Origin of the sequence: Niallia sp. FSL W8-0177, from assembly GCF_038006285.1 — a bacterium.
GTDB lineage: Bacteria > Bacillota > Bacilli > Bacillales > Cytobacillaceae > Niallia > Niallia circulans_A.
Map to the genome: position 1 here is coordinate 2,552,886 of NZ_JBBOUX010000001.1, position 23,571 is coordinate 2,576,456.

18 protein-coding genes and 1 other annotated feature are annotated in these 23,571 nt (G+C 35.5%); of the genes, 1 reads left to right on the forward strand and 17 read right to left on the reverse strand.

Features of this window, described 5'->3' with window-relative positions; translation table 11 throughout:
• Positions 1–18: 18 nt before the first annotated feature.
• The 16 genes from menC to NST77_RS12795 all read right to left on the reverse strand — a co-directional run bounded on the left by menC (position 19) and on the right by NST77_RS12795 (position 21,234).
• Positions 19–1,140 (reverse strand): o-succinylbenzoate synthase, encoded by a 1,122-nt coding sequence (gene menC, locus NST77_RS12720; RefSeq protein ID WP_341123749.1) that lies wholly within the window; start codon positions 1,138–1,140, stop codon positions 19–21.
• A 719-nt stretch (positions 1,141–1,859) separates the two neighbouring features.
• Positions 1,860–4,091 (reverse strand): helix-turn-helix transcriptional regulator, encoded by a 2,232-nt coding sequence (locus tag NST77_RS12725; protein ID WP_123260798.1) that lies wholly within the window; start codon positions 4,089–4,091, stop codon positions 1,860–1,862.
• A gap of 151 nt (positions 4,092–4,242) precedes the next feature.
• Entirely contained in the window at positions 4,243–7,350 is a 3,108-nt protein-coding gene (locus NST77_RS12730; RefSeq protein WP_341123045.1) for an alpha-mannosidase, read from the reverse strand.
• A gap of 6 nt (positions 7,351–7,356) precedes the next feature.
• Complete coding sequence (locus NST77_RS12735; RefSeq protein ID WP_095331683.1) at positions 7,357–8,187, reverse strand: carbohydrate ABC transporter permease; 831 nt, start codon at positions 8,185–8,187, stop codon at positions 7,357–7,359.
• A gap of 10 nt (positions 8,188–8,197) precedes the next feature.
• A complete protein-coding gene (locus NST77_RS12740; protein ID WP_206426390.1) occupies positions 8,198–9,100 on the reverse strand; it encodes a carbohydrate ABC transporter permease in 903 nt (300 codons plus the stop codon).
• 106 nt (positions 9,101–9,206) lie between these two features.
• Positions 9,207–10,580 (reverse strand): extracellular solute-binding protein, encoded by a 1,374-nt coding sequence (locus NST77_RS12745; protein ID WP_341123048.1) that lies wholly within the window; start codon positions 10,578–10,580, stop codon positions 9,207–9,209.
• Between the two features lie 316 nt (positions 10,581–10,896).
• Complete coding sequence (locus tag NST77_RS12750) at positions 10,897–12,180, reverse strand: replication-associated recombination protein A (protein ID WP_341123049.1); 1,284 nt, start codon at positions 12,178–12,180, stop codon at positions 10,897–10,899.
• Positions 12,181–12,281: 101 nt separating this feature from the next.
• Complete coding sequence (locus NST77_RS12755; protein WP_249878105.1) at positions 12,282–13,232, reverse strand: ABC transporter permease; 951 nt, start codon at positions 13,230–13,232, stop codon at positions 12,282–12,284.
• Positions 13,232–14,149 carry an ABC transporter ATP-binding protein gene (locus tag NST77_RS12760; protein ID WP_341123050.1) on the reverse strand — a complete coding sequence of 306 codons (918 nt, stop codon included), beginning with the start codon at positions 14,147–14,149 and terminating at the stop codon, positions 13,232–13,234. The genes NST77_RS12755 and NST77_RS12760 overlap by 1 nt, the downstream gene beginning before the upstream one ends.
• 17 nt (positions 14,150–14,166) lie before the next feature.
• Positions 14,167–14,859: an ABC transporter ATP-binding protein gene (locus NST77_RS12765; RefSeq protein WP_341123051.1), complete on the reverse strand. Its 693-nt coding sequence runs from the start codon at positions 14,857–14,859 to the stop codon at positions 14,167–14,169.
• Complete coding sequence (locus tag NST77_RS12770; protein ID WP_095331669.1) at positions 14,860–15,237, reverse strand: GntR family transcriptional regulator; 378 nt, start codon at positions 15,235–15,237, stop codon at positions 14,860–14,862.
• A gap of 6 nt (positions 15,238–15,243) precedes the next feature.
• Positions 15,244–16,005: a hypothetical protein gene (locus tag NST77_RS12775; RefSeq protein ID WP_341123053.1), complete on the reverse strand. Its 762-nt coding sequence runs from the start codon at positions 16,003–16,005 to the stop codon at positions 15,244–15,246.
• Between the two features lie 272 nt (positions 16,006–16,277).
• Positions 16,278–17,045 (reverse strand): tRNA threonylcarbamoyladenosine dehydratase, encoded by a 768-nt coding sequence (locus NST77_RS12780; RefSeq protein ID WP_341123054.1) that lies wholly within the window; start codon positions 17,043–17,045, stop codon positions 16,278–16,280.
• Between the two features lie 421 nt (positions 17,046–17,466).
• Positions 17,467–19,236, reverse strand: a complete 1,770-nt coding sequence (aspS, locus tag NST77_RS12785; protein ID WP_123260792.1) for an aspartate--tRNA ligase — start codon at positions 19,234–19,236, stop codon at positions 17,467–17,469.
• 131 nt (positions 19,237–19,367) lie between these two features.
• Entirely contained in the window at positions 19,368–20,642 is a 1,275-nt protein-coding gene (gene hisS, locus NST77_RS12790) for a histidine--tRNA ligase (RefSeq protein WP_123258037.1), read from the reverse strand.
• A 98-nt stretch (positions 20,643–20,740) separates the two neighbouring features.
• Positions 20,741–20,975: a binding site (T-box leader), on the reverse strand.
• 82 nt (positions 20,976–21,057) lie between these two features.
• Entirely contained in the window at positions 21,058–21,234 is a 177-nt protein-coding gene (locus NST77_RS12795; protein ID WP_164463668.1) for a hypothetical protein, read from the reverse strand.
• Positions 21,235–21,437: 203 nt separating this feature from the next.
• On the opposite strand from NST77_RS12795, the gene NST77_RS12800 reads away from it, so the two are divergent.
• Positions 21,438–22,982, forward strand: a complete 1,545-nt coding sequence (locus NST77_RS12800; RefSeq protein ID WP_341123057.1) for an N-acetylmuramoyl-L-alanine amidase — start codon at positions 21,438–21,440, stop codon at positions 22,980–22,982.
• A gap of 140 nt (positions 22,983–23,122) precedes the next feature.
• Here NST77_RS12800 and dtd read toward each other — a convergent pair whose 3' ends face one another.
• The gene (dtd, locus tag NST77_RS12805; protein ID WP_095331657.1) at positions 23,123–23,563 is read right to left on the reverse strand and encodes a D-aminoacyl-tRNA deacylase; all 441 of its coding nucleotides are present in this window, start codon (positions 23,561–23,563) and stop codon (positions 23,123–23,125) included.
• Between the last annotated feature and the right edge of the window lie 8 nt (positions 23,564–23,571).

Sequence of the window (23,571 nt, forward strand, 5' to 3'; positions counted from 1 at the left end):
GTCGTCGTTCCCCCCTTATTAAATGAATGGATTAGCATATTCCTTCTTTGAAATTAAATGCTGATTAATCACTGCTTCGTTTAAATCGAACCCAATACCGGCTCCTTTTGGTACTTCTATTTTGCCTGGTGTAGACAATGTGACCTCTGGACAAATAATATCTTTTTTCCAGTATCGATTCGATGCAGATGTATCCCCCGCAATTGTAAAAGCCGGAAGGGAGGTTATCGCGATATTATGCGCTCTTCCGATTCCGCCTTCCAGCATGCCGCCACACCATGCAGGAATATCGTGTTTTTTACATACATCATGTATTTTCTTAGCTTCCGTCAAACCGCCGACACGGCCAATCTTAATATTTATTATTTTACAGCTTCCTAATTCAATCGCTTTTCGAGCATCTTCTACGGAATGAATACTTTCATCCAAACATATTGGTGTTGCGAGCTCACTTTGCAAAATAGAATGATCAATAATATCATCATATGCTAATGGCTGTTCAATCATCATCAACTTAAGTGGATCTAATTCTTTAATTCGCTCGATATCTGCTAACGTATAGGCAGAATTCGCATCTGCCATTAGTGGGATGTCATAACCAAAGGTTTGTCTTATTTTTGCTAAAGGCTCTAAGTCATAGCCAGGTTTAATTTTCACTTTAATCTTTTTATAGCCCTCATTCAAAAAGCGTTCCACTTTTGTTAAAAGCATGTCTGTAGTTGGTTCGATTCCAATACTTACCCCAACATCAATCGATGTTTGAATACCTCCAAGCGCTTTCGAAAGAGAAATACCTTGCTGTTTACTATATAAATCCCATATTGCGCCTTCTAAAGCTGCTTTTGCCATATTATTTCTTCTGATTGGAGCGAATCTTTTTGAAACTTCATCTGGGTGCGTTATCTCATCTTTAAACAAGAGTGGTATCAAAAACTCGTTTAGCATATAAATAACAGTTCCAGTTGTTTCCTCGCTATAAGTAGGATCAGGTAAAGCGACAGACTCTCCATACCCAATGTGCTCACCACTATATATTTTAATGATCAGAAAATCCTTTTCTAACAGTTCACCAAAACTTGTCTTAAACGGACTAACCAGCGGCATTTTCACATGTTGGACTTCAATTTTATCAATTTTCACCATTTCACGTCCCTCTTGTCTAGTATCTTTCTTCTATTTTAATAGTAATTTGGATTAATGGAATAAATTTATTTAAAAAATCGAAATATCTACTAAAATTTTTTCTTTAAAAACATAAATGAGACAAAACAAAATATATATTGGATAAAGACGAACAATCTCTAATTCAGTGGTGAAACCAATTCGTTCCATTACACTACAGACACACGATGCGCCGGGGAGCAACCTAAGTCTCCTCGGCTAAAGCCTGTGGGGTCTTAGGCTTTGCTCTGCTTCCCGCAGGAGTCGAGTATCCTCCGTTCCATTTCACTCCTTTTTTAAAGCTTATTTAGTTTTTAAGCAAACTAAAATTACTAGGAAAAAACAAAGCAGACTGAATACACGTAGACTCCTATGGGAGCTGCGAGAAAGTCCAAGACCCCGCAGGAACGAGGAGGCTTGGCGCTCGCCCCATGGAAAGCGAAGTGTATTCAGTCTGCGGGTGATTACCACAAACCTTTTTTCTTAAAATAAATAAAAACCGCCAAACAAATTATACGAACTTTCTCTAATATGTACGTATAATTGTTCGGGGTTATATTGGGTTGAAATACTTATGTTCCACCCTCAAGATAAACACAAGCCAAAATACGAAGATAGTCAAAATATCTCCTATCATTGTTTTGGTTTTATTCATGTAAAAAAATTTGATGGATGTATTCCGTTCTCTGTGTAACTATTTATTTAGCCATTTTATTAATAACATATTTTCCTGGCGTTATTCCTTCCTGCTGCTTAAAAATCCTAATAAAAGTATTCACATTTTTACAGCCAACCATTTCACCAACCTCTGATACCATATATTTACCCGATTCCAATAAAATTTTTGATTTCTCTACTTTCAATTGATTTACATAATTTTTAAACGAGGATTTTAAATGATCTTTAATCAACTTGCTAACATAGGATTCACTTAATTGAAAATGATCTGCTACTTCGCCTAAAGATAGATCGCTTGTGTAATTTTCTTGAATATAACGAAGAACACTTTCAACTGTAGAAAGTTTAATGGAGTGCTTTTCTTCTAGAAGTAACATTAACTCATTGAATATATCGATGAAGGTATTTTTTAGTATCTCGATATCAGAACTGTTTAAATGAAAGAATAGCGCTTTATTATTCTTTAAAAAATCACTAAAAGACAGATTACATTTATTTAAAATTCTTTTTATCGTATTGATGAGAGCATTTCGAAAATCATATATATTATATATATCCATGCTTTCTTCTCTAAAATTTGTTTCAACTATCTCATTTATCAATTTCTTGGCATGCTTCAACTCTCTTTTCTGCATAAAATTTATTAAAATACTTTCCGTTTCTACACTATAGGAATAATCTTTCCCAGATGATAATGGAATATGGCTGCTGCATAGAGATTTTGTATCAATAAAAGAGTATTTCTGTTCCATAAGCTGAAAGGAAGATTTAAATATTTTTGGCAATTCGCTTAAAGATGGAAAGGCTTGTGAGAGGGTAAAAGTAATTTCTACTCCTAATTCTTGCTCTATCCTCCCAATCATTCGATGTAAAACATCTAAAATAAGATGCTGATTTTTTTCTGCAAAAAACAAACAAAAATGTTTATAATCAATGGGAAAAGAAATAAATTTTTGATTGGTTTCTTTTTCATTGCATAAAGCTAGTACTTTTTTCCTTAATGTTAAAATATTCCCTTCGCTTAAATTGGATTCCCATTCAGAAATCCCCTGCATGGTTATAATGGCAAGAATGCCGCCCTGACTGAATGGATCTAATTGCAGGAGTTTCAACCTTCTCTCCATATTCTGCTTATCATAATTTTCATAAATGATGTTTTTGAGAAAGTTTTCTTGCAAATCAACTAATGAGCTTTGTTGAAGCTGTACTAAGTTCTGATTGGTTTTATTGATAATATGAATTTTAGAGATTATATAATCCAACTCATTTTTTATATAACTGTCCGAACTATTTTTTTCCTCTCCACTTTTAATATTTTTGATAATTTCTTCAATGGGTGAATATGATTTTCTGCTTAAAGTGGTAGTTAGAACAAAACCTAACAAAAGAAGGACAATCAAAATTACTCCGATACTGGTAAGGGTATGAATTGGTAATCCAATTCCTGTATGTACATTCGTTATATATAAATAATGAATAGTTGGTATCGCATTGGAGCGCTTTTGATAGCCATCGTATTTATTAACCGAGCGATAGACAATTTGATTTTCATTGGTTTTTTTCACCGGTAAAAAACTAGCTAGTACGTTTTCTCCCATAATGGTTGTAGAGGCTAAGACAGACGAATCAACCATCGCAAGAATACTATTCGCATCTGGTAAATTGCTCATTAATAAGTCCTTTTTCTCCCACACAATGAAAAAATAGAGATATTGCTTTTCCTGCTGATAATAGATTTTATTGACAATAACTAGTTTATCTTTGGCGTCATAACACTGTAAATCATTGTTTCCCTTTAAATCCATAAAAGCTTCTAACTCTGTGATATTCTCATCCATATGGATAAATTTCATATAGTCTTTAAACAAAAAATAACCATCTGAACTAGTTACATCTGTCCCATAATCTTTTAAAACAGCAAGATTAAAACCTAACTGATCGTTTGAAAAATGATTGCCTGTTAACTCATTAAACATTTTACTATAGACACTATAATTAAACTGATTTTCCTTTAAAAATTCCGCAATAACATCTTGCTGGGATAACAGCTTGACCACATTTAAGGAAACATCTAGGCGATAGTCAATTATATTACTTTCTCTTTCCAAAAACATTTCATTTAATTTATTTATTTCAAGCCGATTTTGGGAATATTCTTGCGAGATAGTCACAAACAAAATAATAGAAGTATAGATAATGATAACCACGGAGAATGATAGAAATAGTTTCTTAAAAATAGTTTTCCGAAACATGTTATCCCCCTCTTTGTTATTATTCCAATTATATTTTTTCCGTTATAATAAAAACAATATTTAGAAAGAGGTATGTAAACTTATGGTATAAAGATGATTAATAGGTGGGAATAAACCCTCCACCTATTAATCGCTAAAAAAATGTTTAGCTTTATACAATTCGTATCGTCTTTATTTCATAGGGACTTAACTCCAATGTAATATTTCCCTCTATATCCACAGGAGGTTCCATATCTTCCTCCAGCAAATTTGTTTCATTCCATTGTCGACAATCAAATAATGGTTCTAAAGTTAGCACTCTATTACTTCCTAGGTGGTCATGCAGTCGTAATATAATCCCTTGACCATTTTCCGCCGCTTTCACAGCATCAATGTATACGCTTTCTGCTGTATGCAATTTAAATAGTCTCTGATTTACTCGTTTCCCTTGTAGTACGGATAATGGCTGATTTAGAGCCCAAGCTTCTTCAACCGTTCTTCCATTTACGAAATCTCCTTTATGTGGTAGAAGACTATACGTAAATTCATGCATTCCTATATCAGCTGTTGGGTCTGGATATATTCCCCCTTTTAATAAGGTAATTCGCATTGTTTGGTCTTTTATATCATGGCCGTACTTACAGTCATTAAGTATGCTGACTCCATAGTCCCTTTGCGAATAGTCCACCCACTGGTGTGCTACTGTCTCGAATTTCGCCATATCCCAGCTTGTATTCCAATGTGTAGGCCGCTGGACATTGCCATATTGAATATCATAGGTTGCGACAGTATTGCGAATATCGACATCAAATCCTGCTTTCAGTAATTGTTCCCTTTCTTTCCAATCTGTCTTTGTAATAAAATCTATTCGACGTGAATGTTTATAAACCTGCATATATTGAATAATTCTCGAAGTACCAAATGAATAAACAAATTCAACCTTTGCGTATAGGTTGTTTTGTTCTTTAATGATAATTGATTCTGCGGCTAACTCGTTATACTTTTCTTGATAAAATATGTCGATATCCCATGCATTAAAGTTCATTGGTTTATCTTCAAATAATTGAAGCCTGTTCCCCAAGCCATTTTCTTTAAGTACTTCGCGATGATACTGTTTATCATAAATACTAATTAACTGTCCTTTCTCATTCCAGCGAATTAGATAATAATTCGTATCTATACCGTTTTCTATTGCTTTCATAAAAGGAGCTTCCAGCCTTTTTGCTTCCATCGGTTCAAATTTCAGGATACAAGTTCCGAAAGCTGGTATGTTCGGTGTCTGGACAAGATATCCTGCTTCACACGGCACTGCTTCTAATTCTTCTCCAGAATCTGTTATGAATTTACCAGATTCTTTTTTATCAATTATTACTAATTCCTTTCTCACCCAGCCAGCCGAATTAAATATGGTCCATTGATTTATTGTTGCCTCATCTAACCGTGCTAAGAGTTGAGTAGAGCTTTCCATCGCCTCTCCTATTTCTACCTTATGATCTTGATAAACTTCTTTTATGGATGAACCAGGAATAATATCATGAAATTGGTTACGCAATAACACTTCCCATATGCTCATTATTTCTTCTTTTGGATAATGAACTCCTTTTGAGTCTTGTACAGCTGTATACAAAATTTCTAGTTCTCTTAAAGTTAACTCTAGTCTACGATTCATTTTTTTGACAAAGGCTTGAGATGTATAGGTTCCTCGATGATATTCTAAATATAATTCCCCATCCCACGTGTGAACGTAATTTTCTGTAGAATCAATAGTGTCATGAAGCTGGTGAAAAAATTCATCCGCACGCCCTGTTTTCACATGTGGAAGACCTGGGATTTTATCCATACGACGGCGGTTTTCTAACATATCTCTTGTGACTCCACCGCCACCGTCTCCATATCCATACGAAATAAGCAGTTGTTTATTTACATCTTTATTCCGATAAGCTTTATAGCTGCCTAACACTGTTTCTGGTTCTAACTGTCCATTATACGTATAAAACCAGCGAGATGCCCATTGATTATCTACTATGTCTTTTCCTGGTTCTGGTGTAGTAATAAAATGGGTTAACACCTCTGATCCATCTATCCCCCGCCAGACAAAAGTATCATGTGGCATCCGATTGTATTGATTCCAGCTTATTTTTGTCGTCATAAATGTATCTATCCCACTCTTTTTTAAAATCTGAGGCAAAGCCCATGAATAACCAAAAACATCCGGCAGCCATAGATAGTGGACATCTTTATGGAATTCTTTTTTTATAAATTGTGTTCCATGGAGAATTTGCCGAGTTAGTGATTCGCCAGATGGTATATTACAATCCGCTTCCAGCCACATAGCACCATCTATTTCCCAACGGCCCTCTTCTATCCTATTTTTTATTTGTTCATAGATCTCCGGATAATCTTCTTTTATATATTGATAGAGTTGAGGCTGAGTTTGTAAAAAGATATAGTCTGGATATTGCTTCATTAACTGTAAAACAGTTGAAAAACTGCGAGCGGCTTTCTCTCTTGTATGCTTCAGTCTCCATAACCAAGCGACATCAATATGGGTATGACCAATCGCGGTGATTGTTACTAACTCTCGCTTGTCTAAAGCATCTATTCCTTTTTGTAAATTATCATTAGCTAACTTTATACTTTTATAAAAAGCAGGACTGCCTGGGTAGGACCAATCGATATATTTCATGGTTTTTTCTAATAAAGGCAAAAGTTCATATCGTTTTGAGTCATCCTCCTTTAATTGTTTAATCGTTTTTAAAACACAATCTGCGGTAAAATATAAATCATCACATTCTTCATTTAAAATGGTATATTCAGCCATCTTAAATGTATGTGATTGGATTTGCTCAGGACCACCGCCTTCTAATCCGGACCATAATTTCAAGGAAAGTGTTACTTCCTTTCCGTAATAGCCAGGGTCAAGAAAGACTTCTTTATGATTGGAGTCAACGCCTTGGTATGGTTGGCCGTCTACAAAAAGCAAGGATTCAAATCCGGAGTTATAGCCACCGCCTGTTCGACCAAAGTCTAATAGTAAGACTATCCTTCCATCTGATTTAGGAACTTTAAAGGTTGTTTGAATCCATAAATAATAGTCCCTTCCTTCCCAAATATCGCCTAACGAAAAGTCTTGCCAATCAGTAGTAATACTAGGTGGATATTTCTCTGCTCCTTCTATACTTTCTTTTGCTTTCCAATTGTTAAGACTTTGTCTTTCCATGTATCGGTAAGGATTTAATTCTTTCATTCTAGCTTCTAATTTTTCGATTATATAAAACATAGCACCCTATCCTTTCGTAGCTCCGCCTAAACTGAAGCCCTTTGACATAAAATTTTGTGAAATTGTATACAAAATAACGACAGGCAATGTATACATTACCGAAAATGCTGCCAATCTGCCGTAATTAACCATTCCAAAGTTACCGAAAAATTGAAAGATCGTTACAGAAGCCGGCAGCTTTTCTGGACTTTGAATGAGGATATAAGGAACAAAATAATTTCCCCAGCTGCCTGTAAAAGTAAAGATAGCAACTGTGAATATTCCGGGAAGCATTAATGGAGCAACAATTTTTTTTATTCCTTGAAAGATAGATGCTCCGTCCACCCATGCTGATTCTTCTAAATCCAAGGGAATAGAATCCATAAAATTCTTCATCATCCAAATACCATATGGCAAGGAAGAAGCTATTAAAAAAAGCGTCATCGCTATCAAAGAATCTTGAAATTTCAAATAAAGAAATAGCTGAAATACCGGTACAATAACAGCTGTCATTGGTAAGGAAGTCATGAACAAAATGGTCATCATAAAACTATTTTTATATTTTAATGTATACCTAGACAATGGATAAGCAGCCAGCACACATAAAATCACAACCAACAATGCCTGTGAAGTCGATATTCCTATTCCAATAAAAAACGAACGCAAAATCGCAGCTTCAGATAATATCGACTTAAAGTTGTCTAAGGTTATCTTTTCTGGCATCTTCAGTGCCTGAATTGCCCCTGGATCTACTGATGCAAATAGCATCCATAATAACGGCAGCAAAAACAAAATTGCCAGAATAGACAGGATTAAATAATGAATAAGTTTTTCCACTTTATATCCTTTTTGAACCAACTCACTTCACCTACACTTTCACTTTCAAGGTTTTCATATATATGAAGCTGGCAATTGCACCCAATACTAATAACACAAAAGAAATCGCTGTCCCATACCCTAACTGATAACTGACAAATGCTTGTTTATACATAAATACAGGAAGCGTTGCTGTACTTACCCCTGGACCGCCACCAGTCATTGTATAAATTAAAGCAAATACACCAAGTGTTTGCAGCGTAACTAACATCATATTTGTGGCGATTGTCCCTTTTACCATGGGGATGGTGATATAGCGAATAACCTGAAATCGACGGGCGCCATCCATTATGGCTGCCTCTTCTACATCTTTTGGAATATCGTCTAAAGCTGCTTGAAATACCATCATGGAGAAAGCAGTTCCTCTCCACATATTCGCGATCACAACACTCACCATTGGAAAAGTAAATAGCCAGGCAATCGGCTTCATATCAAAAAGACTCAACAGCCAATTAGCAGTTCCACTTTCGCCAAGAAATGCCACCCAGCAAAATGCTACCACGACTTCTGGAGTTACCCAGGCAGCAATTATAATTAGACCAACAATTCTTCTAAATGTTTTGTTTTTCTCTTTCATTAAAAAAGCGATCAAAAAGCCAAAGAAACATTGTCCGAGCACCGCTGAGAAAAAAACAAAAACAATTGTATTCCACACACTGACACGGAAGTCGGGATCTTGAAACATCCGGGTAAAGTTTTCAAATCCTACAAACCTTAGCTGACTAGCTTCCGCACCAGTCAGAGCTAAGTTTGTAAATGAAAAAAGTAATGTTAATAGCATCGGTCCAATGAAAAATATCAATAATAAAAGCCAGGTCGGAGCGAGAAAAATAGCTGCCTTAACATGATCCGACTTTCCTTTTCGTTTCGGCTTTTTTCCTAATACTGCTTCCAATTTCATCCCACCTTTAAAAAGGTTATCACTATAACAAAAGGTGATGACCATACAAGGAATAGGTAGTAAATTTCCCTGCTGGTCATGTGTTCAGCCTTTTGTACAGTTATTTAACTACGTTTCCTTCACCGACAATCCTGATTACATTGCTCGCATAATCCTCGGCAGCTTGTTTTGGTGTCTTGCTACCAGTTGCGACTGCCTCCACCATTGTTTGTATTTCTACGGAAACATTCGGATATTTGTCATTAGCAGGACGGAAATGAGCATTCTTCAAATACTCCGTTGCTTCCGAAATGAAATTTTGTTCTTTATAGGCGGGTACTTCCGCTGAATCATCACGTACTGTTAAGTTTCCTTCTGCAACAGCGCGAGCTGCCTGCTGTTCTTTCCCACCTAAAGCTTGGATAACCTTCCATGAAGCATCTGGATTTTTTGCTTTAGATGGAATTGCCCATGTCCATCCTCCAGACATAGTCGTAGTGCCAGGCTCTTGTCCATTTTGAGTCGGCATGGCCGCAAAACCAAATCGTTCTGTGACATTATCCATTGGAACTGCTCCTGTTTCTGTATAATTACCTGTATTCCAAAATCCATCTAATATAATTCCTGCTTCATCATTAGGGAACTTTTCTTGGAATAAAACGGAACTATAGTTGCTGTTAATGGCAATAGATAGTGGCGGACCTAATTTTTTCTGATTATAAACTTGATCAATAAATTGTAAGGATTCCTCGATTCCTTTAGTATTCACATGCCATTTCTTTGTATCAGCATCAAATAACACATCGTCTGTGCCATAGAGCAGCATTTCAAAAGTCTGCATCGATACGGATTCCCCGTTTGCTTTAGCCACTCCCATAGAAAGAGGAATAACATCCTTAGCTGAATCTTTTATTTTTTCAGCAGCTTCTATAATCTCATCCCAATTTTTAGGCTGCCAGTCTTCTGGCAAACCAGCTTTTTTGAAAACATTTTTGTTATACCATAACCCGCGAGAATCAGAAGTTCCTGGGATGGCATATAATTTTCCATCTTCTCCAATCGAGCCTGATTTTAAATTTTCTGTATAATATTTCCATTGATCCCAATCACGCACATAATCATCAAGGGGTAATAAATAGCCTGCATTCGCATCTGAATTTAACATAAAGGAGTCTTCTGCAACCACATCAGGTGCTGTACTTTCTGATTGCATCGATAAAGCCACTTTAGAAAAATAATCCCCCTCACTAGCTGTAATCGGCGATAAAACTATTTTTATGTCTTTGTTTTCTTTTTCAAATTCTGGGATAAACGTGTTTGTTAAATATTTTTTTAATTTATCATGCTCTCCTACATCTCTCCATGTAATTTTAATCTGGGTTTTTCCATCAACCTTCCCATCATCAGATGTTGAATTACTTTCGCTTGAGCAACCAATTAATAAAAACGGAATACACAAAAGAAGCAATAATACTTTTTTAATCGACTTTTTCATTTTTTCAACCCCTTGTTTTTAATTATTCGCTAGCGAAATAACCGCCTACCAAAAATGTAAGCACTTTCAATTTAATCTTTAGGCTCCTCTTTTTCAATCTATAAAATAAAGGAAAGTCAGTATTTTTCTTAGATATTTGAAAAAATGAAGATTATAACAAAAAATATAGATTGGCGAAAACGATATTTATCTACCATCTTTTGAGAATGTTCGTATAGATATTTCTAACAAGCCCTAAAAAAAAGAAGCCTAGTTAAATAACTGCCATACATTTCTTGCATGCCATTTAACTAGACTCCATTATATAAGTCTATGCTTATTTATTTTTTTTAAATCCTTTAAGCCTATCGTATATCGCTCCCAGCTTCTTCTCCTCACCAGCTTCAGTTGGGTGGTAATACTTAGTTCCTTTTAGTTTTTCCGGGAAATATTCTTGATCAACCCATCCACCAAACGTTCCAATTGGATAGTCATGTGGATAAATATATCCGACATGTCCTAACTTTTTGCTTCCTTCATAATGACCATCCCTTAAATGCATAGGAATATCCCCGACTCTGCCATTGCGGACATCTGCTATGGCAGCATCTAATGCTTTATAGGCTGCGTTAGATTTAGAGGATAAACACATTTCCACAACCGCTACAGATAAAGGAATTCGCGCTTCTGGTAAACCAAGTCGCTCACTCGCCGTCACTGCTGCTAAAACATTATTGCCGACAGATGTATTGGCAAGGCCAACATCTTCATAGGCAATAACTAGCAATCTCCTGTTTACGGCAACTAAATCTCCAGTTTCTAATAAATGAGCAAGGTAATATAGAGCGGCATCTACATCACTGCCTCGGATACTTTTCTGTAGACTAGATAATAAATTATAGAAATGCGAGCCTTTTTTATCCCCAAAAACACCGACTTTTTCAATCATTTGGTCAATGGTATCATCCTTGATAATAAATACGTCGTCCTCTTTATCAGATGAATAGACAATAGACTCTAAAAGAGTTAATGATTTTCTTGCATCTCCATTAGTGCCTTTTGCTATTTTTGCAATCTGTTCCTTTGAAATTTGAATGGACAGATTCGCAAGTCCTTTTTCATCTTGTAATGCTCGATGCAATAATTCTTCAATATCATCATCCGTTAATCTTTTTAACTGCTTGATTTGTCCACATCTACTGCGAATCGCAGGATTTACATCATGGTAGGGATTTTCCGTAGTAGCACCTATTAAAACAATATCCCCTCTCTCCACATGAGGAAGTAAATAATCCTGCTGCGCTTTATTAAAACGATGAATTTCATCTAAAAAAAGAATGACTTTCCCTGTCAATCTTGCTTCATCCACTACAGCTTCCACATCCTTCTTTCCTGATGTAGTTGCATTTAGTGCAATAAAAGGTAATTTTGTTGTACCAGCAATAGCAAAGGCAATCGAGGTTTTCCCAATGCCAGGCTCTCCATACAATAACATCGATGGAACATGACCATTTTTAATCATTTTATATAAACTGGTTGTTTTTCCGATAATATCCTTTTGCCCGACTACTTCATCAAGATTCGTCGGGCGCATTCGATAAGCAAGTGGTTCCCCGTTCATTTATACACCTTCTTGTTTAACTTCTTACTTCCATTATAACGTAAAGATAGGAAAGAAGAAAAATAGAATGAAGTCCATAAAAGACCTCATTCTATGAAAAATTACGCCGCAACATCTCTCTTCCTAAACACCCAAAAAGCTAAGCCAATGAATACGACAAAATAAATAACGAGCATAGTAATGGAGAAAGACAAAGTCATGCCGCTCACTAAAGGAGTTCCTTCCAAATACTGCGTTAAATCGGTGTTGGCAAATAATAAATATTTCGCCCAATCAAACCATTTCGCTAATAATAAAGTGACTGTATTACCCATAAACATTAAGAAAATCGATATCCCAATTGCGAGTGAACTATTCCGAAAAACGGAAGAAATCATAAATGCCATAGTAGTGAGCATAAATAAACTGATCGAATTTAATCCATAATAGCTTATTAAATGCATGAGAATGCTTTGTTCCTTCACTACCCCATTGGAATAAAATAAATATGGATACACTTCTTTCGGCAGTCCAAAAAGAATGGCACCTAATATAAAAGAAAAGGCAAAGATGATAAAAATAGTTAATAACCCGAAAAGTAATACCGTTAAATATTTTGATAATAGAATCTTTATTCTGCTTAATGGACGAATAAGGAGAAGTTTTATCGTTCCCCAATTAAACTCGTTTGCTACGATTCCAGCTGCAATAATAATTGTAAATAAGCCTGCAAGACTAAGCAGTTGGATACTATCAGCAACAAAATCCCATGCAGAGTATTCTACATTTGTACTAAAATTATGTGTAATTCGATACTCGTTTATAGCTATTTCTTTTGTATAATAATTCCTTGTTTCTTCAGGAAGGTGTTCATCTTCCAGCTGTTCATTATAGCGCTTATTTTCTAATTCAAGTCCATGTTTCCAGTTCTCATTATCAGGGACAGAAAATCCACTTGATTGATATTTATTAAAAGCACCAAGCAATAAAACAGCAATTAATAAGAGCACGATCATTACTAATGTTGCTGGACGTTTCCATATCTTCATCCATTCATTTCTTATTAGCTGCATTAATTCAGATCCTCCCTGTGGTTAGTCAATTCTAAAAATCGATCTTCTAATGTTTTCGATACTTCTTTTATGCCAAAAATCTGAACGTCCTGTAAAGCAAGTGCTTTTATTATTTCAGGTATTTGTTCTTTTGTTACCGTAATATGAACTCCCTGCTCTCTTGGCATAACTTGCACTTCCGGCATCATTCCATGTATATGACTTATGGCTTTATCAACAGGATGAAGCTCCATTTCAAATACTTGCTCTACTGCAACAAAGTCCTTTACTAACTGTACATCGACCAGTTTCCCTTCTTGAATAATGCCGATGCGATCACACATCATTTCCATCTCTGCTAACAAGTGACTGGAAACAATAACTGCCATGTTTCTCTCTCTAGCTAGCATTCTTAAATGGTCTCTTATCTCTCTTATCCCTGCAGGATCTAATCCATTCGTTGGCTCATCTAAGATTAATACTTTAGGATCATGCAAAAGGCTTTGCGCAAGGCCTAAACGTTGTCGCATTCCAAGTGAATAAGTGCGAACTTTATCATGAATTCGATCTTTTAAACCAACTAATTCAACTGTCTCCATTATTTTTTGCTTTGATATACCTTTCACCATTCGAGCATAGTGCAGAAGATTTTCATACCCACTCAAAAATTTGTACATTTCCGGGTTCTCTACAATGGCTCCAACATGCTGGATTGCTTTCTCAAACTGATCGCGAACACTCTCCTTGCAAATAGTGATATCCCCATCACTCATATTAATGAGACCAACAATCATCCGGATCGTCGTTGTTTTCCCTGCACCATTTGGACCAAGAAAACCAAATACTTCTCCTGCTTTTACTTGGAAACTCAACGAATCAATTATTTTTCTTCCATTGATTATTTTTGAGACATTTTTTAATTCCACTACGGATGTCACTATTATTTACCAGCCTTTCATTTGTTTATATTTGCCTTCATCCACTCGATAATGGATTGACCTTTTTCTTCCCTTAAATCCTCTACTGAAAGATTGGTGATTACATTCCCATTATTTAAAACAACTATATTATCTAAAATGGATTCAACCTCTACTATCTCATGTGTTGCTATCACAACGGTCTGTTTTTCAAAATCAATATAGTTTAATAATCCTTTAACAATTGATTCCCGCACCAGTGGATCTAAACCTGAAAAAGGTTCATCCAGTAATAAAATTGGCGCTGTCCGAGCTAAACAAAGAACAAGCTTCAGTCTTCCTCTGTTTCCCTTCGAAAGATTCTTTATTTTTTTATTTTGCTCTAACTGCATAAAATCTAGTAATTCTTGCGCTTTGCCAAGCTGAAAATCATGAAACTGCGAGGCTGTAAATCGTATCATTTCTTTAATAGTAAAAGATTCATAAAAACGGTCTAGCTCCGTTAAATAGGAAACTTCCTCTGCAATTCTACGCGTAGCATTTTTTCCATTGACTAACACCTCGCCATTAGTCGGCTGGACAAGACCAGCAATCATTTTCAACGTGGTTGATTTTCCACTTCCATTTGTACCAAGAAGACCATAAATTTTTCCCTCTTCTAAGGTTAAATTTACATTTTCCACTGCATACTCTCTACCATATCTTTTGGTTACATTGCGAAATTGTATCATTTACTTTTCACCCTTCTTCTCTTGAAGATAGATTTCTAATAACTGAACCATTTCTTCTCTTTTGATTCCTAGCTCTTGCATATTACGAATAAACTGTTCCAGTAAATCATGTTGAAGCTTTGTTCTTAGCTCCTCTATAATATCTTCTGATTCGGTTATAAATGTACCCTGACCTCTTCTCGTTTCCACAATCTTCATCCTTTCCAATTCACCGTACGTCCGTTGAATTGTATTTGGATTAACTCCAGATGCAATAGCCATTTCTCGAACAGATGGCAATTTATCTCCTGGCATCCGTTCATAGCGTGCAATTTGCTGTGTAATTTTTTCTACGATCTGCATGTAAATTGGTCTGGATGATTCAAATTCATCTGCCATGGTAATCTACACCTCCACTTTCTTTTCCAATAACCAAGAAGCTATTAGAAATAGGAAGAAGAGTGTTAGAATATATCCGCATAATGAAAAAATAGATATCTCTGTTGTTTCTATAGAAGCCTTAAAAAAATCCCGACGTGCTTCAAAAGCAAGTGTATTGTCTACAGAAATTACTGATTTCCTTTTAAGAGCATCAATAACCGGGATTCTATTAAACCAATAGACAGCAATATTCCAAATATTCCAAAGAAGAATTAAAACGACCCAGCGTATTTTATTTAACCATACGATTTTTTTCATGCTGTGATAAAGTGTCCATGAGAAAAAGACCCAGCTGCTGAGGTATATGGATATTCCTAATAGGATTAAACACATAAAAAATAAATTTGTTTGATTGAAAGCTAGTTTCAATTCTCCAACATTCATACTAATCACTGCCACACTAAACATTAAAAACAATGATATTATCGAATACAGGATTCCTGTAATCCATTTTGATAAAAGGAGTTTTATGCTGCTGTTGGGATTATGAAGCCATAATTGTGTTTTCCCTTCTATATTTAAAGAAGTTAATAAAAAAGATGGAAGGTAAAACACATGCGTAAAACAGAAAGTGATGGCAAAAATTGCGACCAACATAATTGTTTTGTAATAACTAGATAGTACAATAGACGTTATCAATCCCAAACTGACAATAATAATACTCGTATACAGAAAAGGAAGACCAAGTTTTAAATCCTTTTTTAATAGCCCATTAAACGAATTCATTTAAACCACCTCATTGTATTAGTGTATTATCTACATAGTACACTAATACTCCAATACTAGTCAATAGGCTTCAGCTAGTTTTTCTAACAATTATATAAATACTGATAACTGATTAGAGGAACAGAAAGTCGGCAAAACACTATGTAAAAAAAACCAAAACAATTATACGTAGCTTTTCCCAGCATTTTCGTATAATTGTTTTGGTTTAAATGAAGCTAGACACTTGTTCCAATCTTTTTCAATCAAGAAATATTTACCGTCATTTTATATGATTATTTCTCGTCTTTTACACGTGTGATTTTTATCTCTTTTAGTAACTCTTTTACGACATGGCTAGCCATTATTAACCCAGCCACAGAAGGAACAAATGCGTTTGAAGATGGTGGCATTTTCGCCTTTCGAATCGGCGCATCATCTTTTCCGACCACTTTACGAACGTCTTCACGAATTACAATGGGACTTTCATCTGAAAATACGACGTTAATCCCTTTTCTAATTCCTTCTTTACGAAGTCTTGTACGAATAACTTTTGCAATTGGATCTGTATGTGTTTTACTAATATCTGCAATTTGGAAACGAGTAGGATCCATTTTATTTGCTGCGCCCATGCTTGAAATGATTGGGATATTACGGTTTAAACACTCTTTCATTAAGTGAATTTTATAAGCTATCGTATCAGATGCATCTATGATAAAATCTAAGCCATAAGCAAAAATTTCTTCATATGTTTCTTCGGTATAGAACATTTTCAATGCAATTACTTCACAGTCTGGATTAATATCTGCAATACGTTCTTTCATAATATCTACTTTAGGACGGCCAACTGTAGATAATAATGCAATTACCTGTCTATTGACATTCGTAATATCCACATCATCTTTATCAATTAAGATTAATTTTCCTACGCCTGAACGAGCTAACGCTTCGGCAGCAAAGGAACCAACGCCTCCGATTCCTAGAACAGCAACCGTACTGTTTTTCATTGTCTCTAGCCCTTCTTTGCCTATGGCTAGCTCATTTCTCGAAAATTGATGCAACATCTGTTTTCAACTCCATTTAATTTTTCCTACAACTAATTATGTTTACATATTCCCTTATCAGGAATTTTCATTCTGAAAGAATAAAATTATTACTTAAGAAATATAACATAAATTTTTATCAGCTACCACTACCCTTTCCCTGTTTCCCGATAAGAATTAAAATTTTCCTATTAAATGATAGTTGTAAATATTGCAAGTACTAAAGAACAAAATACGTAATGAGTAAAGAGGATCGATCTCTAATCATAGCTAAATGCTCTAGTAGCCAGTTTAAAGCGATGCATATTAGCTCCAGTAAATAAACACAAAACGTCTTTTTCGACATAAAAAAACGAACAATCATGCGAAATATTGTTGATATCTCCGCATAATTGTTCGGGTCTATATTTGGTGAAATACTTCTATTCCAGTCTCTTAATCATTATTTATTCAGTTTCAAAGATAAATGTAAATCTGTTAATTGGTTTTCACTTACTTCACTTGGAGCATTTGTCAAAAGACAGCTTGCACTTGCTGTTTTAGGAAATGCAATCGTATCACGAAGATTCGTACGTCCAGATAGCAGCATAATTAAGCGATCTAAACCAATTGCAATTCCTCCATGTGGTGGAGTTCCATATTCAAATGCTTCTAACAAGAAACCAAATTGAGCATAAGCCTCTTCCTTAGTAAATCCTAATAAGCTAAACATTTTTTCTTGAATTTCTTTTTCAAATATACGTAGAGAACCACCGCCTAGCTCATAACCATTTAACACAATGTCATAAGCTTGTGCTTTCACTGCTTCAGGATTCGTATCAAGTAATTCTAAATCCGCTCTTTGAGGCATTGTGAATGGATGATGTGCTGCATAAAAACGGCCTTCTTCTTCGTCATATTCAAATAATGGCCAATCTGTCACCCATAAGAAATTGAATTTACTTTGATCAATTAAATCTAGCTCTTTTGCTAATTTTAAACGCAGTGCTCCTAATGCATCGGCAACGACATTCTTTTTATCAGCGACGAATAAAAGCAGGTCTCCTGCTTCAATATTTAACGCTTGCTCAAAGCCTTTTTGCTCTGTCTCGGAAATAAACTTAGAAATAGGCCCTTTTAAGCCGTCTTCTTCAGCTTTTAACCAAGCAAGACCTTTTGCTCCATACACTTTTACGAACTCTGTCAATGCATCAATATCTTTACGAGAATAGTTTCCACTAGCATTCTTTACATTTATTGCTTTTACTTGACCACCTGTTTCAACTGCTGAAGCAAATACTTTAAAGCTAGAGTCTTTCACTATTTCAGAAAGGTCAACTAATTCCATCTCAAAACGAGTATCTGGTTTATCTGAACCATATCTACTCATTGCTTCATCATAAGGCATTCTTGGAAATGGGAGTGTAACATCAATATTCTTAACTTCTTTCATGATTTTTGCCATCATTGCTTCCATCATACTCATAATATCTTCCTGACTCATAAAGCTTGTTTCCAAATCAAGCTGTGTGAATTCTGGCTGACGATCTGCACGTAAATCTTCATCACGGAAACAGCGAGCAATCTGATAGTATCTCTCTACTCCACCGACCATTAATAATTGCTTGAAAATTTGCGGTGACTGAGGCAATGCATAGAATTCACCTGGATGAACTCGGCTAGGTACTAAATAATCTCTTGCCCCTTCTGGCGTACTTTTTGTTAAGATTGGTGTTTCAATATCCAAAAACCCCTCACTATCAAGAAAATCTCTCATCACTTTTGTGACTTGATGACGCATTTTTAAGGTTTCAAACATAACAGGTCTTCTAACATCTAAATAGCGATATTTTAAACGTACATCTTCTGTAACATCTGTTTGATCAGAAATAACGAATGGAGGAGTTTTTGCTTCATTAATGATTTTAATTTCATCCGCAATTATTTCAATTTTTCCTGTTTTAAGGTTTTCATTAACTGTACCTTCTTGGCGTGCAACTACTTTTCCTTTTATATCTAGTACAAATTCATTTCTAACCTTATCAGCAATTTCGATTGCCTCTTTATTTATCTCTGGATTAAATACTACCTGAACGATACCTGTACGGTCACGTAAATCAATGAAAATCAGCCCGCCTAGATCTCGTCTTTTTTGCACCCAGCCTTTTAAAACAATACTCTCACCAATCGATTTTTCTGTTACTTCACCACAAAAATATGTTCTTCCAAACATGAAGTATCCTCCCTATAATCAACATTTGTTTATTCACATTTTTATATTCCTAACGACTCATTCATATGTTTTATTTTCTTTATTTCCATATTGAAAACAAAGAAAATAGCCCTACACTTCATACCCCTTGCTCAGAATGCACTAAAATCCTTTAGGGCACTTACAAGCTCGGTTAGCGGAATTTCCTTTTGTTCTCCTGTTTCTAACAGCTTTAAGTTAATTTTGTTATTTTGCAATTCATTTTCTCCTAAAACAGCGACATATTTAGCATGAAGACGATCAGCTGCTTTAAATTGGGCCTTTACTTTGCGATCAAGATAATCCCTTTCAGCAGAGAAACCAGCCTGTCTAAGCTCATTTACTAATCCTACCGTGTAATCCTTCGCTTCTTCTCCTAACGATACTAAATAGCAATCCACTTTCTTTTCAATAGGTAATTCGATTTTTTCTGCTTCAAGGGCAGAAAGTAATCGTTCTAAACTCATAGCAAAGCCGATTCCAGGAGCTTCAGGACCGCCTAATTCTTCTGTTAAGCCATTGTATCTGCCTCCACCACATAATGTAGTAATAGCCCCAAACCCTTCTGCTTCACTCATTATTTCAAAAGCTGTGTGGTTATAGTAATCCAAACCTCTAACTAGATTGGAATCAACAACAAAGGGAATATTTAAAGCCGTTAAATATTTTTGTACCTTTGTAAAGTATGTTTTTGACTCTTCATTTAAGTACTCTAGGATAGATGGTGCAGACTTCATTAATGGATGATCATGATCCTTTTTGCAATCTAGGATTCTCATTGGGTTTTTCTCTAGTCTTGTTTGGCAATCATGACAAAATTCCCCGATGCTCGGTTGAAAATGTGCAATTAGCGCTTCTCGGTGAGCTTGTCTACTTTCTTTATCACCTAAACTGTTAACAACTACTTTTAACTTTGATAATCCCATTGTTTGATAAACGGAATATGCAAGTGCAATTACTTCCGCATCAATAGCAGGATCTTTACTCCCAATTGCTTCCACACCAAACTGAACAAACTGACGAAAACGTCCAGCTTGTGGTCTCTCATAGCGGAACATTTGCCCTAAATAAAAGAGCTTAATTGGCTGAGATGCATATCCATGCATTTTATTCTCCACAAATGAACGAACAACCGCCGCTGTTCCTTCTGGTCTTAATGTTAAGCTTCTTTTTCCTCGATCCTCAAAAGTATACATTTCTTTTGTAACAATATCCGTTGTGTCTCCAACACTTCGTAAAAATAATTCTGTATGTTCAAATATAGGAGTGCGAATTTCGCTATATTGATATCGATCACAAAGTTGTTTAATTTTCCCTTCAATATATTGCCACTTTTCTACGGTCCCTGGCAAAATATCTTGGGTTCCTCTTGGAATATTAATATGCATTTTATGTATCCTCCCTGCTATTAGAAAAACGCTGATATCCGCGCTTAATTCGTAATATTTTCAAATAAAAAAATCTCGTCCCTTGCATCCATCTGAATACAAGGGACGAGATTTTTCCCGTGGTACCACCCTAATTGAAGATTTTTTCTTAAATCTCCCACTTTGCAGTTAACGCCTGCGCACGTTTCTACCTACTAATGAAGAATATTTTCAGAAGAAAGCCTCCCTGAGTGTTCTTTCTCTAAGTCATCATGTAGAAATGCTTGCAGCCTTCATGACATTTCCTCTCTGTTCATGTGTCTCTTAGATACTCTTCTCGATCAATGGCTTTACTAGATTATTTATTATTATTTAATTAATAATAAATAGGAAAGATTGTATTGTCAATAGGATATGAAAATGATTTCCCGCTCTATTATAATTTTCCTAGCTGTTTCTTTAGTTTTTTTACTTCGCCTAATGAAAGACCGAATTCAGAAGCTAGCTCAACCGCATTTGAATTTCCTTCTCTTTGAATAAAATCGTGAAAATCGACACCTAGTAATTTGGAATCAATTTCACTAGTTGATGAACTTTTTTCACCAAATCTCATGCATTTCACCCTTTTTTCTGTTATTTTTTTATAGTATTACCATGAGTGGCTAAAAAATTTCATCAAAAAAATAGTTTCTTGTCTAAATTTGATTAAAAAAAATAAGAGTAGCATAAAGGAATATACCTTCAAAAAGAAGAATCTTATTCTATGTGAAGTTATACTAGTCAGCTTTAGACAATTACGGAAGGAGTGCAGCTTGTTTGAAGAATATAAGATGGATGCTATTACTTTTAGTCAGCATCTTCTTCATTCCTACACAGTATCAACATGTATCAGCAGAAAATCAATCAACTGTTCAAGCTAATACGGTCGTAAACGTTAGAGAAAATCCTGGGCTTGATCAAAATGTTATTGGGAAAATGGAGATAGGAAAAGCATATCCTTTAATAAAGGAAGAAAAGGATTGGATTGAAATTCAATATACCTCTTCTTCTACTGGATGGGTAGCCGCTTATTTAGTAACCAAAAATGGACAAAGTACAACTGACGACCAAATGGAAAAAGAAGAAGAAGCAATTACTTCCCATTCAAACAAAGCCACAATTACAGAGAATGGCCTTCGTCTAAGAAAAGGACCAGGTACAAATTATGAAGTGATTACCACTTTAGGTAAAGGAATTGAAGTTACCGTCCTTTCCGTAAATTACGATTGGTACCAAATCAGAACAGCTTTAGGAACTGGATGGGTCCACAATGATTATCTTCTGTTTGAAGATTCTTCTAATCATACAGAAACAGGAGTACAAAAAAAGTCTAAACAGGAAATAGCTACTGTTGCAGAAGATCAGATTAATCTTCGCAGCAATCCATCTACTAGTGCAGAAATCATCGGGAAAATCAGCATTGGCACTGTAATTACTATAATAGAAGAAGAATCTAATTGGGCAAAAATTCAATACTCTGGTAATATCGGCTGGGTTCATAAAGATCTGTTAAAGAGTAGTGATATAGAAAGTAGAAAAGAAAAAACAATCGATAAGAAAGTTAAACTGCTCTATGATAGAACAAATATTAGAAGCGATGCAACCGTCAATTCAAAAATCTTACTTGTCGCAGATAGCGGCGAAACCTTTCAAGCAGTAGAAATAATTGATGATTGGTATAAAATTAAACTTGCAGACGGCGAATTTGGATACATTGCGGAATGGCTGGTTGAAGATTCGGCATCAAATGATCTCCAAATTACTAATGCTACAGGTACAAAGGATTTAAAGGGAAAAACAATCGTTATAGATCCTGGGCACGGCGGAAAGGATAGTGGCACAATAGGCATTATCGGTACACTTGAAAAGACATTAAATCTTCGTACCGCAAAGTTACTTGCTAATAAACTCGAAGCCTCTGGTGCAAAGGTAATCCTAACTAGAAAAAACGATTTTTTTATCCCGTTACAAACCAGGGTCGATATAAGCCATTTCTATCATGCAGATGCTTTTATAAGCCTTCATTATGATAGCATAAGTGATCGTTCCGTAAATGGTGTTACAAGCTATTACTACACATCTAATCAGAAAAAATTAGCAACCAGCTTACATAAAAGTATCATTGAAGCAACCGATCGAAAGGACAGAGGTGTTAAACAAAATTCATATGTCGTCCTTAAGCAAAATAGACAACCTGCCTCTCTTTTAGAGTTGGGATACCTAAGTAGTCCCGCTGAAGAACAAACGTTACTTTCTAACAAGTATCAAGAGACCATTACAACAGCTATCCATAATGGCTTAGAGAATTATTTTAGCTATTAAAGCCTGTTTAGTGAATAGTCATATAAAAAGAAATGAAAAGCCAAACAATCATCCGAGCTTTCGTGATTGTTTGGCTTTTTTTCTGTCTAGATTACTTATGGTTCTAACCTTTTTTAGTTGTATAGGAATCAATCATTTAATTATTTACTATCTAATATTAATGTTACCGGTCCATCGTTTATTAGCTGAACATCCATCATCGCACCAAAAATACCTGTTTCAACAGTTAGGCCATGGCTACGTAAAAGCGTATTGAATTGATCATATAACACCTTTGCCTGCTCTGGCTTTGCGGCATCCATAAAGTTAGGTCTTCTTCCTTTACGCGTATCTCCATATAGGGTAAACTGGGAAATCGATAAAACGGCTCCCTCCCTATCTAAAATACTATGATTCATTTTCCCATTCTCGTCTTCAAAAACGCGAAGATGGATAATTTTATCTGCAAGGTATTTAGCCTCTTCCAATGTATCGCTATGTGTAATACCTACAAGAAGAACGAACCCTTTCTCAATAGCGCCAACTATCTCTCCGTCTACTTCCACTTTTGCTTCTTTTGATCTTTGTAATACTACACGCACACTAAAGA